Raw genomic sequence first — 15,669 nt, forward strand, 5'->3', positions numbered from 1 at the left:
AAGGGCAGCGCGGTAAACCGGGCTGCCCTCGACGCAAAAGCGCGTACCTTACTTCGAGGCGGCGCCGGTGGTCTTGCCGAAGCGGTTACGGAACTTCTCGACGCGGCCGCCCATGTTGTCGACCGACTTCTGGGTGCCGGTGTAGAACGGGTGCGATTCGCTCGTGGTGTCGAGCTTGAACAGCGGCAGTTCGCGACCGTCGTCGGTCGTGCCCATTTCCTTGGTGTTCGCGCACGAACGGGTCACGAACTTGAAGCCGTTCGACATGTCGACGAACAGGACTTCGCGGTAATTCGGGTGAATGCCTTCTTTTGCCATGGTGTTTCCTTTTGCGCTTTTGGAATCAATGCGCGGTCGATGCGAGAGCCACCAGCGTGCCAGGAATGGCGCGCTGCCTCGGAGGAAACCCGAGGAGCCAGGCGAAGCTGCCTGACCGCACTTTTCGCGGAGCCAGCGATTATCGCATACTGCCCCATTTTCGAGCAAACCGAAGGCTCCCCAATGACTTCCACACCCTTGCGCGCGGGCCTCGTCGGCTACGGATTTGCCGGCCAGACCTTCCACGCCCCCGTTCTTTCGGCCGTTCCGGGGCTGGAACTGGCGGCCGTGGCCAGCTCGCAGCCCCACAAGGTGCATGCCGACTGGCCCGGCGTGGCGGTCGTGCCGGACGTGGCCGCCCTCGTGGCCCGTTCGGACATCGACCTGATCGTGGTCGCCACGCCCAACGCCCAGCACCATCCCGTCGCCAAGGCGGCGCTGGAGGCCGGCAAGCACGTGGTGGTCGACAAGCCCTTCACGCTCGACGTGGCCGAGGCGAGGGAACTCGAATCGTTGTCGAAACGCAACAATCGGCTTCTCGCGGTCTACCAGAACCGTCGCTTCGACTCCGATTACCTGACTCTCAAGGATGTGCTTGCGTCCGGCGAACTGGGCCGCCCCGTGTACCTGGAGTCCCATTTCGACCGTTTCCGCCCCGAGGTGAAGGAGCGCTGGCGCGAGCAGGCCGTGCCCGGTTCGGGCCTCTGGGTGGACTTGGGGGCCCATCTGGTCGATCAGGTGGTACAGCTTTTCGGCCGTCCTGACACGATCCAGCTCGACACCGCGGTCATGCGTGACGGTGCCGTGGTCGAGGACTACTTCCATGCCGTGCTGCGCTATGAGACGGGTCCGCACGCACCGCTGCGCGTGGTGCTGCACTCGACGACGCTGGCGGCTCATGCGGCGCCGCGCTACATCGTCCACGGCACGCTCGGAAGCTACGTCAAGCACGGCGTCGATACGCAGGAAGACGCGCTGCGCGCCGGGCAGCGGCCGCCCGCCGAAGGATGGGGTGCCGATCCGCTGGATGGAGAACTCTCGCTGGCGGGGCCCGGCGGGACCTTCATCAAGCGAAGCATCCCCACGCGGGCCGGCAACTACGTTGACTACTACGCCGCGGTTCGCGATGCCATCCTCGGGCATGGGCCCAATCCGGTGCCGCCCGAGCAGGCTGTCGCGCTGATGGAGCTACTCGACCTCGGCCGCCAAAGCGCTTGAGAGGGCCGAGCGATTCGCACATGAATGAAAAATGCCCGCACAAGGCGGGCATTCATTCGTGGGGTGCCACTGATCCGGCTCTGCCGGTCAGTAGGCACCGCCCCCGGTAGGGGGTAGGCGTAGCGACACGAAGTGCGCGCAGCCTGGGGGCGAGCAAAAGCTACCCGCCGCGACGCATCATGTCGAAGAACTCGACATTGGTCTTCGTCGCCTTCATGTTCTTGAGCATCAGCTCCATCGACTCGATCTCGTCCATGTTGTACATGAGCTGGCGCAGGATGCGGGTCTTCTGCAGGATCTCGGGGGCCAGCAGCAGTTCTTCGCGGCGCGTGCCGCTGCGGTTGAGCTGGATCGAGGGGAAGACGCGCTTTTCGTACAGGCGGCGGTCGAGATGGATTTCGGAGTTGCCGGTGCCCTTGAACTCTTCGAAGATCACTTCGTCCATGCGGCTGCCGGTGTCGATCAGCGCGGTGCCGATGATGGTCAGCGAGCCGCCTTCTTCCACGTTGCGCGCCGCGCCCAGGAAGCGCTTGGGGCGCTGCAGCGCGTTGGAGTCGACACCGCCGGTCAGCACCTTGCCCGACGAGGGCACGACGTTGTTGTAGGCGCGGGCGAGGCGGGTGATCGAGTCGAGCAGGATCACCACGTCCTTCTTGAGCTCGACCAGGCGCTTGGCGCGCTCGATGACCATTTCGGCCACGTGCACGTGGCGCGCGGCGGGCTCGTCGAAGGTGGAGGCAATGACCTCGCCCTTCACCGTGCGCTGCATTTCGGTCACTTCTTCAGGGCGCTCGTCGACGAGCAGCACCATCATGTGCACGTCGGGATAGTTGGCGCTGATGGCGTGGGCGATGTGCTGCATCATCACCGTCTTGCCGCTCTTGGGCGGTGCCACGAGCAGGGCGCGCTGGCCTTTGCCGATGGGGGCGATGATGTCGATGATGCGGCCGGTGATGTTCTCGTCGCCCTTGATGCCGTCGCGCTCGAGTCGCATCTGTTCCTTGGGGAACAGCGGCGTCAGGTTCTCGAACATCACCTTGTGCTTGTTCTGCTCCGGCGGGCCGTTGTTGACCTTGTCGAGCTTGGTCAGCGCGAAGTAGCGCTCGCCGTCCTTGGGCGTGCGCACCTCGCCTTCGATCATGTCGCCGGTGTGCAGGTTGAAGCGGCGCACCTGGCTGGGCGAGATGTAGATGTCGTCCGTGCTGGCCGTGAAGCTGGTGTCGGGGCTGCGCAGGAAGCCGAAGCCGTCGGGGAGTATTTCGAGCACGCCGTCGGCGAAGACCTGTTCGCCGGCCTTGGCGCGCTTCTTGATGATCGCGAACATCAGCTCCTGCTTGCGCATGCGGCCGACGTTTTCGATCTCAAGCGCTTCAGCCTGCTTGAGGACTTCAGACACGTGGAGTGCCTTGAGTTCGTTTAAGTGCATGGAATGACCCCTCGCGGGGTAATCGAACGAAAAACGGGGGGAGGTTGGGTGTGAAGCGAGAACTGCCTCACCAACCGGGGAACTCGAACCGGTTGCCTGAATGAAGGACCGGTGATCTGTGGGAGATTATGACAGGAAAAACGCGCCGGCCAACGCATTGCGCGCTGGCCGGTTGAAATCGATCAGGCGAGTTGCTGGTCGATGAAGGCGGTGAGCTGAGCCTTGCTCATGGCGCCGACCTTGGTGGCTGCCAGCTGGCCGTCCTTGAACAGCATCAGCGTGGGGATGCCGCGGATGCCGAACTTGGCGGGGATGTCGCGGTTCTCGTCGACGTTCAGCTTGGCGATCTGCAGCTTGCCTTCGTAGGCGGTGGAGACTTCGTCCAGGATCGGGGCGATCATCTTGCAGGGGCCGCACCATTCGGCCCAGTAGTCGACCAGCACCGGCTGGCTGGACTTGAGCACGTCGGCCTCGAAGGAGGAGTCGGAGATGTGTTTGATGAGTTCGCTGGCCATGTGATGGATCCTTGTGCGCAGAGAGTTTCGGTGCAGCTAAAGTACTGGTCATTGTGACAGAAACCAAGGGGCGGCGTGCCTTGCAGGGCGGCTATGGCGGCGATAGCCAAAGCCCTTGCGCCCCGCGTCCGCGCGTGCCCCCGACCCCTCGATAGAACATGAACGAAGGCCACCCCGTCCAGGCCCTGTGGTGCGATCCCGCCGACGGCGTCGTCGCGCGGATCGTCCGCGCGCTCGCCGAGCGCCAGCTGCACGCCGCCCGCACCGTGGTGCTGGTGCCCTATGCGCAGCTGATGGGCGTCGCGCGAGCCATGTGGGCCCGGTGCGGCAGCCCCGGCTTCGTGCCGCGCTTCGAAACCACCCACAACTGGGCCCGCAGCGCGGGCGGCTTTATGCCGACGGGCTACGACATCGCCCATGACATGGCGCGCGACCTGGTCACGGCGCAGGCGCTGCTGTCGCAGGCCGGCTTCCATGCCGAGCGCTTCGCACTGGCCGGCCGCGTCGTCGAGCTCGCCTATCAACTGGCGCCCCTGGCCGCCGCCGTGACGCCCGAGGAGCGCGGCGGCGAATGGGCGCAGCGCGCGGCGGGTGTGGCGGATGCGGGCAGCGAGTCCGAGTGGTTCCGCATCGAGAGCGCGCTGATCCGCATCGCCGTCGCCTGGACTTCGACCTCGAGCTACGCCACCGACGTGCTGCAGCGCGAATCCACCCGCGCCCAGGTCGACGCGCTGATCGTGCTCGAGGGCTTCCAGGCCGATCCGCTCACCCAGTCGCTGTGCAGGCTGTGGGGCGACCATGCCCTTCATATTTCGCTCGTGCCTTCCGGTGTGCCCACGCAGGCCTGCGCCTCGCATATCGCGCTCGACCCGGAAGATGAAGCCGGGCTCGCCGCGGCCTGCGTGCTGCGCCATCTCGCCGAAGGCCGCGCGCCGGTCGCGCTGGTCGCGACCGATCGCGCGCTCACGCGTCGCATCAGCGCCCAGCTGAGCGCGCAGGGCGTCGTCACCCACGACGAAACGGGCTGGAAGCTCTCGACCACGCGCGCTGCCGCCTCGCTGATGAGCGCGCTGCGCGCCTGTGCCCACGACGCCACCAGCGACCAGGTGCTCGAATGGCTCAAGAGCGGCGCCGACGGCGATTCGCCCATCGTCCAGTCGCTCGAGGCGCGCCTACGCCATGAAGGCATGCGCGACTGGTCGGCGTGGTGCGCCCTGATGGCCCGCAGCGAGAAGTCGAAGGACACTGCGCTGCTGGTCTTCACGGAGGCGGTCGAGGCGCGTCGCGCGCCCATGGCCCGTTCGCGCCCGCTGGCCGAATGGCTGCGCGCGCTGCGCGAACTGCTGGAAGCCGGCGACCAGTGGACCTTGCTCGAGGAAGACCTGGCCGGCGGCAAGGTGATCGGTGCGCTGTGGCTCGACGCCGGCGCCCATGGCGACGACGAAGACGAATTTCCTGGCGGCCGCCACACCCTGGCCGAATTCACCGCCTGGGTGCGCGACGTGCTGGAAGACGCGAGCTTCGTGCCCCCTGCCGGCGACCAGGCGCCGAGGGTCGTGGTGCTGCCGCTCTATCAGCTCCTGGGCCGATCCTTCGGCGCCGTGGTCATTCCCGGTTGCGACGATCGGCGCCTGCCCGCGTCGCCCGAGCCGCCGGGCAACTGGAGCGCGGCCCAGCGCCTCGAACTGGGTCTGCCGTCGCGCGAGGCACTCGAGGCCGCGCAGCGCGCCGCCTGGGCCGCGGCCCTGCACAACCCGTCGTGCGAGCTGATCTGGCGCCATTCCGACGCCAGCGGCGAGCCCGTGCGGCCGAGCCCGCTCGTGCAGGCGCTGCAGCTCGACCACGCCCTGCAGCCCTCGGCCGATCCGCGCCTGCCGCGCGACGTACCCGTGCAGCCGACCGGCTACCCGACGCCCTCCGGCGCGCTGCTGCCGCTGGAGAACATCTCCACCAGCGTGTATGAAGACCTGCGCCGCTGCCCCTATCGTTTCTTCGCGCTGCGGCAGCTGGGCCTGCGCAGCGCCGACGAGCTCGATGCTGAAGTCGACAAGCGCGACTTCGGCAACTGGCTGCACGCGGTGCTCGGCCATTTCCACGAAGCCCTGGCCGAAGCCCCGACGCAGGACGCGCAGCAGCGCATCGCCCTCATCGAAGAGGCGGCGCGCCGCTCGACGCAGGAGCTTGGGCTGTCCGATGCCGAGTTCCTGCCTTTCGCCGCCGCCTGGCCCGCCGTGCGCGACGGCTATCTGGCCTGGCTGACGGGGCACGAGGCGGCCGGCGCCGTCTTCGTCGAGTCCGAGCCCTGGAAGGAACAGCCGCTGGGCGATCTGCGCCTGATCGGCCGGCTCGACCGCATCGACCGCATGCCCGACGGCCAGGCCTTCGTGATCGACTACAAGACCGAGTCCGCCACGGTCAGCAAGGAGCGCGTGAAAGACCCGACCGAGGACACCCAGCTGGCCTTCTACGCCGCACTCGTGGCCGACGACACCCTGCGCGCGGCCTACGTGAACGTGGGCGAGAAATCCGCCGGCACGCAGACCGTCGAGCAGCCCGCCGTGGTCGAGGCGCGCGATGCCCTGGTGGCCGGCATCATCGACGACTTCAGTCGCATCGCGCAGGGCGCGGCGCTGCCGCCGCTGGGGGAGGGCGCCGTGTGCGACTACTGCGCCGCGCGCGGCCTCTGCCGAAAGGACTTCTGGGGCGACGAGTCCCCGCTGCCCGCCATCGTGGGCGGCCCGACGACCGGAGGCGACACGCCATGAACGGCGCAGCCTACGAACACAACGGCCGGCACGTCACGCGCGAGGCCTTCTACACCGTCGCCTGCGATCCGCGCCGCTCGGTGGCGGTGGAGGCCTGCGCCGGCGCGGGCAAGACCTGGATGCTGGTCTCGCGCATCCTGCGTGCGCTGCTCGAGGAGGGCGAATCCGCCTGCGAGCCGCACGAGATCCTGGCCATCACCTTCACGAAGAAGGCGGCCGGCGAAATGCGCGAGCGCCTCGACCAGTGGCTGGAGGACTTCGCGCAGCGTGCACCGGAAGAACTGGTCGCCCAGCTCGTGATGCGCGGCATGGAGCCCGCCGCGGCATCGGCCGCCGTGCCGCGCCTGAAAGGCCTCTACCGCCGTCTGCTCGAAGGCGGCAGGCCGGTGCAGTTCCGCACCTTCCACGCCTGGTTCGCCGGCCTGCTGCGCAACGCGCCGCTCGCGGTGCTGCGCGAGTTGGGCCTGCCTTCGAACTACGAGCTGCTCGAAGACGACGCCGAGGCGCGCGGCCACACATGGCGCCCCTTCTTCGAGGCGGTCACGGCCAGCAAAGAGGCGCTGGCCGACTACTACGCCGTCGTCGCCACGCACGGACGCTCGCAGACGGCCAAGGCCCTGAGCGAAGCGCTGTCGAAGCGCGTCGAGTTTTCGCTGGCCGATGCGGAAAACGCCGTGCAGCACTTCAGCGCGATGTACCCGGCGCTCGAAGGCCTGGACGAACCGACCGAGGCCCTGCGCGGCGAGGCGGTGCGCCGCCGTTGGCTCGACCGCGCCTCCGCATTGGGCCGCGAGAGCAACAAGACGCCGCAAAAGGCCGCCGAAGCCATCATCGACGTGTTCGGCGCGGGCGAGCCCGCCGCCGATTCGCTGCCAGCCGCGCTTGCCCTGCTGCGCAAGAACTTCTTCGTGGCGACCGAAGACCGCCTCACCAAGAACCTGCAGAAGTTTCCCGCCGCGCAGGAGGCCGAAGCCGAGCTGCAGCTGCTTTGCGCCGCGCAGGCCCAGCACGCCGCATGGCTCTACCAGCAGCGCATGACGAGGCTCACGCGCCTGCTGATCGCGGCATTCGCCGAGGTCAAGCGCACCCATGGCTGGGTCGACATGAACGACGTCGAGCAGGCCGCGCAGCTGCTGCTGGGCCAGTCGGCGCTGTCGGGCTGGGTGCAGGAGCGGCTCGACGCGCGCATCGCGCACCTGCTGATCGACGAGTTCCAGGACACCAATCCGCTGCAGTGGCAGGCGCTCTACGGCTGGCTCAGCGCCTACACCGGTGCGCAGGGCCGTGCGCCGCGCGTGTTCATCGTGGGCGACCCGAAGCAGAGCATCTACCGCTTCCGCCGCGCCGAGCCGCAGGTGTTCATCGCCGCGAAGAAGTTCGTGCGCGAAGGGCTCGACGGCGAGCTGCTGAACTGCGACCACACGCATCGCAACGCACGCTCCGTGGTCGGGCTGGTCAATGCGGCCATGCTGGCCGCGCAGGAGGCCGGCGAGTTCGACGGATATCGGGCCCACACCACCGAGCGCGGCGACGAGGGCGAGCTGCTCAGGCTGCCGGCCATCGACCGCGATGCGCTCGGCGACACGGCCGAAGCGGTGCCGGCCGACGACGGCATGCTGCACTGGCGCGACAGCCTCGTCACGCCGCGCGTGATGCCCGAGGAGCAGCTGCTGCAAAAGGAGTGCGAACAGGCCGCGCGATGGGTCGCGCAGCGCATCGCCGACGGCACGCAGCCCAGCCGCATCATGGTGCTGGCGCGCAGGCGCAGCCGGCTCTCTGCCATGCAGGACGCGCTGCGTCTGCGCCACATTCCCGTGCAGCAGCCGGAGAAGAACGACCTCTACGATGCGCCCGAGGTGCAGGACGTGGTCGCGCTGATCGACGCGCTGGTGTCCCCGGCGCACGACCTCTCGCTTGCGCGGGCGCTGAAGTCGCCGGTGTTCGGCGTCGACGACGAGGCGCTGGTGCAGCTCGCGCTGCGGCAGCGCGAGCGCGGCCCGGTGAGCTGGTTCTCGCTGATCCAGAAGGACGAGAGCCTGCCGCAGGTGCTGGTGGAGGCAGGTCCGCGGCTGAAGAAGTGGCAGCGCTGGCTCATGACGCTGCCGCCGCATGACGCGCTCGACGCGATCTTCCACGACGGCGACCTGCTCGCGAAATTCGGCGCTGCTGTGCCCGCCGCGATGCGCCAGGGCGCGCTGGCCAATCTGCGCGGCGTGCTTTCCGCGTCGCTGGACATCGACGGCGCGCGCTTCGCCACGCCGTACGCGCTGGTGCGTGCCCTGCGCGCGGGAGGCGTGCGTGCTCCGACCGTGGTCGCTCCCGACGCGGTGCAGCTGCTGACCGTGCACGGCGCCAAGGGCCTGGAGGCCGACACCGTGCTCATGCTCGACTGCGACGCCGCGCCGCCGCGCGCCCAGACCATGGGCGTGCTGGTCGAATGGAAGGGCAGCGACAGCGCGCCGACGCGCTTCATCTTTCTTGCGAGCGAGAAGACGCCCCCGGCCTGCGCGGCGGCCCTGCTCGAGGAAGAGCAGCGCGCGCGCCATCGCGAGGAGCTCAACGGGCTTTACGTTGCCGTCACACGGGCGCGCGAGCGGCTGGTGCTGTCCTCGGTGCGGCCCGCGCGTGCCAACGAGGGCAGTTGGTGGGCGCGTCTGGAAGCGCTGTGCGAGCCCACCGAGGCGGACGAGCCGTTGGTGGCGCTGTCGAGCCCGGGCGGCGCGGCCAGCTTCCCGATGCAGCGCATGCCGGAGGCACCCGAGCCCGCCGCGCCCGCCGAGCAGCAGCCGGCCGTGGCAAAGAAGGCCGCCGGCACCACGCTCGACGCCCGCGCAGCCGCCTTCGGCCAGGCCATGCACCGGCTGCTCGAATGGGCGGTGCCCGGCGAGCCGCTGCCGGCGGCCCATGTGCGCGCCGCGGCCCGCGAATTCCTGCTCGACGCGCAACAGGCGCGCGGCGCCGCCGCGCTGGCCCAGCGCATCCGTTCGGGCGAGGGCGCCTGGGTGTGGGACGATCGCAGGGTCGACTGGCATGGCAACGAAGTCACGCTGGTGCACGAGGGCGAAACCCTGCGAATCGACCGGCTGGTGCGGGAACGCGACAGCGGCGCCTGGTGGATCCTCGACTACAAATCCGCGGCGCGCCCCGAACGGGACGCCGCGCTGATCGCACAGATGCAGCGCTATCGCGCCGCGGTGCAACATGCCTATCCCGGTGCCATGGTGCGCGTCGCGTTCCTCACCGGGCAGGGCGAACTGGTAAATCTCGAATGAATGTTTCTCCCACCGTCGCCGTCATCGGCGGCGGCCCTACCGGCCTGATGGCGGCTGAAGTCCTGAGCGCCTCGGGCGCGCAAGTGCACGTCTACGACGCGATGCCCTCGGTGGGCCGCAAGTTCCTGCTGGCCGGACGCGGCGGGCTGAATCTCACGCACTCCGAGCCATTCGACGCGTTCATGGGCCGCTTCGGCGAGCGCCGTGCGCAACTGGAGCCGATGCTCGCGCAGTTCGGGCCGCAGCAGGTGCGCGAATGGGCGAGCGGGCTCGGCATCGAGACCTTCGTCGGCACCTCGGGGCGCGTGTTTCCGACCGACATGAAGGCCGCGCCGCTGCTGCGCGCCTGGCTGCATCGGCTGCGCGCGGCGGGCGTGCAGTTCCACATGCGGCATCGCTGGACGGGCGAGGGGCCGTTCGACATGGCGTCGCTGCGCTTTTCCACACCCACCGGCGAAGTCACCGCGAAGGCCGATGCCGTCGTGCTGGCGCTGGGCGGTGCAAGCTGGGCCCGCCTTGGCTCCGACGGCGCGTGGGCGCCGTGGCTGCAGGCACAAGGCGTGGACGTTGCACCGCTGCTGCCGGCCAACTGCGGTTTCGACGGTGTGGGCTGGAGCGAGCATTTCTCCAGCCGATTCGCGGGGCAGCCCTTCAAGTCGGTGGCGATCTCCTTCACGGACGGCAACGGGCGGCATTTCGCGCGCAAGGGCGAATTCGTCGCGACCGCGACCGGCATCGAGGGCAGCCTGATCTACGCGGCATCGGCCCTGCTGCGCGACGAGATCGCCGAGAAAGGAAGCGCGACGCTGCTGCTCGACCTGCTGCCCGATCGCAGCGCCGAGCAGGTGCTGGCCGCGGTGAAGCATCCGCGCGGGGCGCGTTCGCTCAGCAGCCATCTCAAGAGCCGGCTGGGCCTCGAAGGCATCAAGGCCGGCGTGCTGCACGAGGCCTTGAGTCGGGAGGCGATGCACGACCCGCAGCAACTTGCCGCAACCATCAAGGCAGTGCCGCTGAAGCTCGTCGCTACGCGGCCGGTCGACGAGGCCATCAGCACCGCGGGCGGCGTGCGTTTCGACGCGCTGGACGCGCAGCTCATGTCGACGGCTCTGCCGGGCGTGTTCGCGGCTGGGGAGATGCTGGACTGGGAGGCGCCGACGGGTGGCTACCTGCTGACGGCATCGATGGCGAGTGGTGCCGCGGCGGCGCGCGGCGCGATCCGGCGGCTGGGTCTTTGAAGGACCCGGGCCGGAGATTTTTTCGCTGGAATCTGTTTTTTGCGGGCCCCGTTTCATTTCGCGTGGAATGAAACGAAACCGCTGAAGAGGTTGACGAGCCTTACCCCTGGCACTGACTACGCAGTTAGGGCTGCTTGGTTCCCCACCTGACCCGGTTGGCCACTTCACCATGCAGGGAGGCCCGTCAGGGCGTATTGTAACCCCCCAGGCTGCGCGCACTTCGTGTCGCTTCGCCAACCCCCTGCTGGGGGCGACACCGGAGGACCGGCAAAGCCGGATCCTCGATGTCCCACGAAAGCCCCGCCCCAGTATCGGGATGGGTGCTCTGCGCCTTTTAGAATGCCCGCAATGTCTTATCTCGTGCTCGCTCGCAAGTTCCGCCCGAAAACCTTCGGTGAGATGGTCGGCCAGGGGCATGTGGTGCAGGCGCTGGAGAACGCGCTCACCACGCAGCGCCTGCATCACGCCTATCTCTTCACCGGCACCCGGGGTGTCGGCAAGACCACGGTCTCGCGCATTCTTGCGAAGTCGCTCAACTGCCAGGGGCCGGACGGGCAGGGCGGCATCACCGCCACGCCCTGCGGCGTGTGCCAGGCCTGCCGCGACATCGATGCCGGCCGCTTCGTCGACTACACCGAGCTCGACGCAGCCTCCAACCGCGGCGTGGACGAGGTCCAGTCGCTGCTCGAGCAGGCGGTCTACAAGCCGGTGCAGGGGCGCTTCAAGGTCTTCATGATCGACGAAGTGCACATGCTCACGAACACCGCGTTCAACGCGATGCTCAAGACGCTCGAGGAGCCGCCCGAGTACCTGAAGTTCGTGCTGGCCACGACCGATCCGCAGAAGGTGCCGGTGACCGTGCTGTCGCGCTGCCTGCAGTTCAACCTGCGCCCGATGGCGCCCGAGACGGTGCTTGAGCACCTCACCGCCGTGCTGCAGACCGAGAACGTGCCGGCCGAGCCTCAGGCGCTGCGCCTGCTGGCGCGCGCGGCGCGCGGCTCGATGCGCGACGCGCTTTCGCTCACCGACCAGGCGATCGCATTCGGCAACGGCGAGCTCGTCGAAGCCGGCGTGCGCCAGATGCTCGGCAGCGTCGATCGCGGCCACGTGTTCCGCCTGATCGAGGCGCTGGCGCAAGGCGACGGCAAGACGGTGGTCGAAACCTCCGAGGCGCTGCGCGTCGACGGCATGTCCGCCGCCTCCACGCTGGAGGAAATGACGGCCGTGCTGCAGGCCATGGCGGTGCTGCAGGCCGTGCCTTCTCGGGCGGAAGCGGTGGATGCCGCCACCGACCCCGACGCGGCCGATACCGCGCGCCTCGCGGCTCTGATGCCGGCCGACGAAACGCAGCTGCTCTACAGCCTGTGCCTGCACGGGCGCGGCGAACTGGGGCTGGCTCCCGACGAATACGCCGCGCTGACCATGGTGCTGCTGCGGCTGCTGGCCTTCAAGCCTTCGAGCGCGGCCGCTTCGACGGCCTCCCCGGAAAAAAAAACTCTGAATGAAGCCGCGGCCGCCGCGCCGCAGGCCCCGGTGCGTGCGGTTCCGCCTGCTCCGGCTCCCGCGCCGGTGGCTCGCCCGCCGGTCGAAGCGCCCGTGCGGGCTGCTGCTCCGGCGGCTGTTGCGCAAGCCGCCGCGCCGGTTCCAGCCGGCCATCGCCTCGCCGTGGTCGACGAACCCCGGCAGGCCGAGCCTCGTCCCGATGCTGCCGAGGCGCCTGCCAAGGTCGTCGGCGTGCCCATCCGCGTCCAGCCCCCGCCGAGTGCCCGCGACACTCCGCGCCCGGACGAGCCGCGCAGCACCTTCACGCCCATCCCGACCAGCGAGGACGGCGACTTCTGGTACGCCACGGTCACGCAGCTGGTCGCGGCCGAGGCCATCAGCGCACTGACGCGCGAGCTCGCGCTGCAATCGCAGCTGGTGGGCCGCGACACCGACCAGTGGCTGCTGCGCATCGAGCGCGAGACGCTGAGTCAGCCGTCCAGCCGCGAAAAGCTCACCGCCGCGCTGCACGGCCTGGGCCACGACATCAAGCTCGCCATCGAGGTCGGCGCCGTGGTCGACAGCCCCGCGCGCCGCAACAAGCAGGCGGCCGACGAGCGCCAGCGCGTGGCCGAGGAGACCATCATGAGCGACCCCGAAGTACAGGCGCTGATGCGCGACTTCGACGCGAAGATCGTCCCCGGCACGCTCAAGCCGGCCTGAGCTCGCGTCTCCCGTATCCTTCACCCACTTTTCAACCCGACAGATCAGGACCAACGATGTTCAACAAAGGACAACTGGCCGGCCTCATGAAGCAGGCTCAGGCAATGCAGGACAACCTCAAGAAGGCCCAGGAAGAGCTGGCCACCATCGAGGTCGAAGGCGAATCCGGCGCCGGCCTCGTCAAGGTCGTCATGACCTGCAAGCACGACGTCAAGCGCATCACCATCGACCCCAGCCTGCTGGCGGACGACAAGGACATGCTCGAAGACCTGGTGGCCGCCGCCTTCAACGCCGCCGTGCGCAAGGCCGAGGAAACCAGCGAGCAGAAGATGGGCAAGCTCACGGCCGGCATGCCCGGCCTGCCGCCCGGCATGAAGCTGCCGTTCTGAATGACTCTCCCCCAGGCTTGCCCACTTCGCGTGGCCGCCGGCCCCCTCGTCGGGGGGCACACCAGCGGCCCGGCAAAGCCGGTTCCGCGGTTTTCCCGCGAAGGAGCTGCTTGACATGGCAGACGCCGGTTCGTTGGACGCCCTGGTCGATGCGCTGCGCCGCCTGCCCGGTGTCGGCGTCAAGTCGGCCTCGCGCATGGCATTCCACCTGCTGCAGCACGACCGCGAGGGCGCGCAGCTGCTTGCGCGCGCTCTGCAGCAGGCGGCCGGCCAGGTGCGGCATTGCGAGCGCTGCAACACCTTCACCGAAGCGCCGATCTGCCACGTCTGCCTCGATACGCGGCGCGACCCGACCAAGCTCTGCGTGGTCGAGACGCCGGCCGACCAAGCCGCGCTCGAGCGCACCGGCGCATTCCGCGGCTACTACTTCGTGCTGATGGGCAAGCTCAGTCCGCTCGACGGCATCGGTCCGAAGGACATCGGCCTGCAGAAGCTCTTCGACCGCGCGCGCGACGGCACGGTGAGCGAGGTGATCCTTGCGACCAACTTCACCGCCGAGGGCGAGGCCACGGCGCACGTGATCGGCGAAGCGCTGAAGCAGCACGGCCTCACGGTGACGCGGCTCGCGCGCGGCGTGCCGGCGGGCAGCGAACTCGAGTACGTCGATCTCGGCACCATCGCGCACGCCCTCGTGGACCGCAGATAGAACAGCGCATGACTCTCTCGCTGCTCACGGTCGCCTACTGGTGCGTGCTCGTCGCCTGCGTGCTGCCGTATTTGGCCGCATGGATCGCCAAGGCGGGCAGCTTCGGTCCGCGCGACAACCAGCATCCGCGCGAATGGGCGGCCAGGCAAAGCGGCTGGCGCGCACGCGCCAACAGTGCGCAGGCCAACAGCTTCGAGGGGCTGCCGTTCTTCATCGGCGCGGTGATCATCGCGCACCAGCTCGGCGCGGCGCAGGCGCGCCTCGACATGCTCGCAGTGGCCTACGTGGTGCTGCGCGCGATCTATCTCGGGCTCTACATCAGGGGCGTCGGCAGTGCTCGCAGCGCGGTCTGGGCACTCGCGTTCCTGGTCAATATCGCGATACTTTTCCTGGCTCGCTGAAGCCTTGGCGAAGGCTTCTCGGCGAGGCCTTCATGCTTACGTGAAAACCCGCACGGGAACACCCCGATGCAGTCGCGTGTTGCGGCCCCTAAGCTCGATTCAGTCTTACGAATCACAGAGCCAACGGGCAAGGTTTCATGCTTCATCGCCGCACATTCGTTTCAGCTTCAGCCGCCATTGCCGCAGCAACCATTGCGTTGCCGCGCGTCTTTGCGCAGCAGGCGAAGCTGGAGAAGACCAAGGTCTCCATCGCGGTCGGCGGCAAGGCGGCGTTCTACTATCTCCCGCTCACCATCTCGGAGCAGCTCGGCTATTTCAAGGCTGAAGGGCTCGACGTGGAGATTTCCGATTTCGCCGGCGGCGCGCGCGCGCTGCAGGCGGTGGTCGGCGGCTCGGCTGACGTGTGCTCGGGCGCCTACGAACACACCATCAACCTGCAGGCCAAGAACCAGTTCTTCCAGGCCTTCGTGCTGCAGGGCCGCGCGCCGCAGATCGCGGTGGGCGTGTCGACCAAGAACATGGCCGGCTACACCGGCATCCAGGATCTCAAGGGGAAGAAGATCGGCGTCTCGGCACCGGGCTCGTCGACCAACATGGTGGCCAACCTCGTGCTGTCGCGCGGCGGGCTCAAGGCCAGCGACGTGAGCTTCATCGGCGTGGGCGTGGCCGCGGGTGCGCTCACCGCGCTGCGCTCGGGCCAGATCGACGCCATCAGCAACACCGACCCGGTGATGACCATGCTGGAGCAGAAGGGCGACGTGAAGATCATCAGCGACACGCGCACGCTCAAGGGCACGCAGCAGGTGTTCGGCGGCACGATGCCGGCGGCCTGCCTCTATGCGTCGTCCGACTTCGTCCAGAAGAATCCGAACACCTGCCAGGCGCTGGCGAATGCCATCGTGCACGGCCTCAAGTGGCTGCAGACGGCGGGGCCGGGCGACATCATCAAGACGGTGCCCGAGACCTACCTGCTCGGCGACCGCGCGCTGTACCTCGCGTCGTTCGACAAGGTGCGCGAGTCGATCGCCACCGACGGTCTCGTGCCCACCGACGGCCCCAAGACGGCGCTCACCGCCATCTCGAGCTTCGACACCTCCGTGAAGGCCGACAAGATCGACCTCGCGAAAACCTACACCAACGATTTTGCAAGGCGCGCGAAAGACAGGTTCAAAGCCTGACTCCGAACGTCCCCGCGACCCGGCCTCGGCCGGGTTTTTTC

The 15,669-nt window shown here is 68.4% G+C and carries 12 protein-coding genes and 1 other RNA gene; 9 read left to right on the forward strand and 4 right to left on the reverse strand.

The window, feature by feature from the left end:
* Window positions 1-48: 48 nt before the first annotated feature.
* Window positions 49-318: a type B 50S ribosomal protein L31 gene (locus FHT32_RS05625; protein ID WP_126019047.1), complete on the reverse strand. Its 270-nt coding sequence runs from the start codon at window positions 316-318 to the stop codon at window positions 49-51.
* 183 nt (window positions 319-501) lie between these two features.
* Between FHT32_RS05625 and FHT32_RS05630 the strand changes: the two genes are divergently transcribed.
* The gene (locus FHT32_RS05630; protein ID WP_176663673.1) at window positions 502-1,536 is read left to right on the forward strand and encodes an oxidoreductase; all 1,035 of its coding nucleotides are present in this window, start codon (window positions 502-504) and stop codon (window positions 1,534-1,536) included.
* A gap of 160 nt (window positions 1,537-1,696) precedes the next feature.
* Here the strand turns inward: FHT32_RS05630 and rho are convergent, their stop codons facing one another.
* Together rho and trxA are read right to left on the reverse strand one after the other, a co-directional pair.
* The gene (gene rho, locus FHT32_RS05635) at window positions 1,697-2,962 is read right to left on the reverse strand and encodes a transcription termination factor Rho (protein WP_176663674.1); all 1,266 of its coding nucleotides are present in this window, start codon (window positions 2,960-2,962) and stop codon (window positions 1,697-1,699) included.
* Between the two features lie 182 nt (window positions 2,963-3,144).
* A complete protein-coding gene (trxA, locus tag FHT32_RS05640) occupies window positions 3,145-3,477 on the reverse strand; it encodes a thioredoxin TrxA (RefSeq protein ID WP_093195545.1) in 333 nt (110 codons plus the stop codon).
* A 158-nt stretch (window positions 3,478-3,635) separates the two neighbouring features.
* On the opposite strand from trxA, the gene FHT32_RS05645 reads away from it, so the two are divergent.
* The 3 genes from FHT32_RS05645 to FHT32_RS05655 are packed head-to-tail and all read left to right on the forward strand — an operon-like array spanning window position 3,636 to window position 10,749.
* Window positions 3,636-6,242: a PD-(D/E)XK nuclease family protein gene (locus tag FHT32_RS05645; protein ID WP_176663675.1), complete on the forward strand. Its 2,607-nt coding sequence runs from the start codon at window positions 3,636-3,638 to the stop codon at window positions 6,240-6,242.
* On the forward strand, window positions 6,239-9,514 hold the full coding sequence (locus FHT32_RS05650; protein ID WP_176663676.1) for an exodeoxyribonuclease V subunit beta: 3,276 nt from the start codon (window positions 6,239-6,241) through the stop codon (window positions 9,512-9,514). The genes FHT32_RS05645 and FHT32_RS05650 overlap by 4 nt, the downstream gene beginning before the upstream one ends.
* Window positions 9,511-10,749, forward strand: coding sequence for a TIGR03862 family flavoprotein (locus FHT32_RS05655; protein WP_176663677.1), 1,239 nt, complete (start codon window positions 9,511-9,513; stop codon window positions 10,747-10,749). Before FHT32_RS05650 ends, FHT32_RS05655 begins: the two co-directional genes overlap by 4 nt.
* Before the next feature lie 89 nt (window positions 10,750-10,838).
* Here the strand turns inward: FHT32_RS05655 and ffs are convergent.
* Window positions 10,839-10,935, reverse strand: an RNA gene (gene ffs, locus FHT32_RS05660) — signal recognition particle sRNA small type.
* Window positions 10,936-11,097: 162 nt separating this feature from the next.
* On the opposite strand from ffs, the gene dnaX reads away from it, so the two are divergent.
* From dnaX to FHT32_RS05685, 5 genes are all read left to right on the forward strand, one after another.
* Window positions 11,098-12,954 carry a DNA polymerase III subunit gamma/tau gene (dnaX, locus tag FHT32_RS05665; protein WP_176663678.1) on the forward strand — a complete coding sequence of 619 codons (1,857 nt, stop codon included), beginning with the start codon at window positions 11,098-11,100 and terminating at the stop codon, window positions 12,952-12,954.
* 56 nt (window positions 12,955-13,010) lie between these two features.
* On the forward strand, window positions 13,011-13,343 hold the full coding sequence (locus tag FHT32_RS05670) for a YbaB/EbfC family nucleoid-associated protein (RefSeq protein ID WP_012747441.1): 333 nt from the start codon (window positions 13,011-13,013) through the stop codon (window positions 13,341-13,343).
* Between the two features lie 115 nt (window positions 13,344-13,458).
* Window positions 13,459-14,049 carry a recombination mediator RecR gene (gene recR, locus FHT32_RS05675; RefSeq protein WP_176663679.1) on the forward strand — a complete coding sequence of 197 codons (591 nt, stop codon included), beginning with the start codon at window positions 13,459-13,461 and terminating at the stop codon, window positions 14,047-14,049.
* A gap of 8 nt (window positions 14,050-14,057) precedes the next feature.
* Window positions 14,058-14,450, forward strand: a complete 393-nt coding sequence (locus tag FHT32_RS05680) for an MAPEG family protein (RefSeq protein ID WP_176663680.1) — start codon at window positions 14,058-14,060, stop codon at window positions 14,448-14,450.
* A gap of 137 nt (window positions 14,451-14,587) precedes the next feature.
* Window positions 14,588-15,628, forward strand: a complete 1,041-nt coding sequence (locus tag FHT32_RS05685; protein WP_176663681.1) for an ABC transporter substrate-binding protein — start codon at window positions 14,588-14,590, stop codon at window positions 15,626-15,628.
* Window positions 15,629-15,669 lie beyond the last annotated feature (41 nt).

The sequence above is a fragment of the Variovorax sp. SG517 genome, assembly GCF_013376045.1.
Lineage (GTDB): Bacteria > Pseudomonadota > Gammaproteobacteria > Burkholderiales > Burkholderiaceae_C > Variovorax.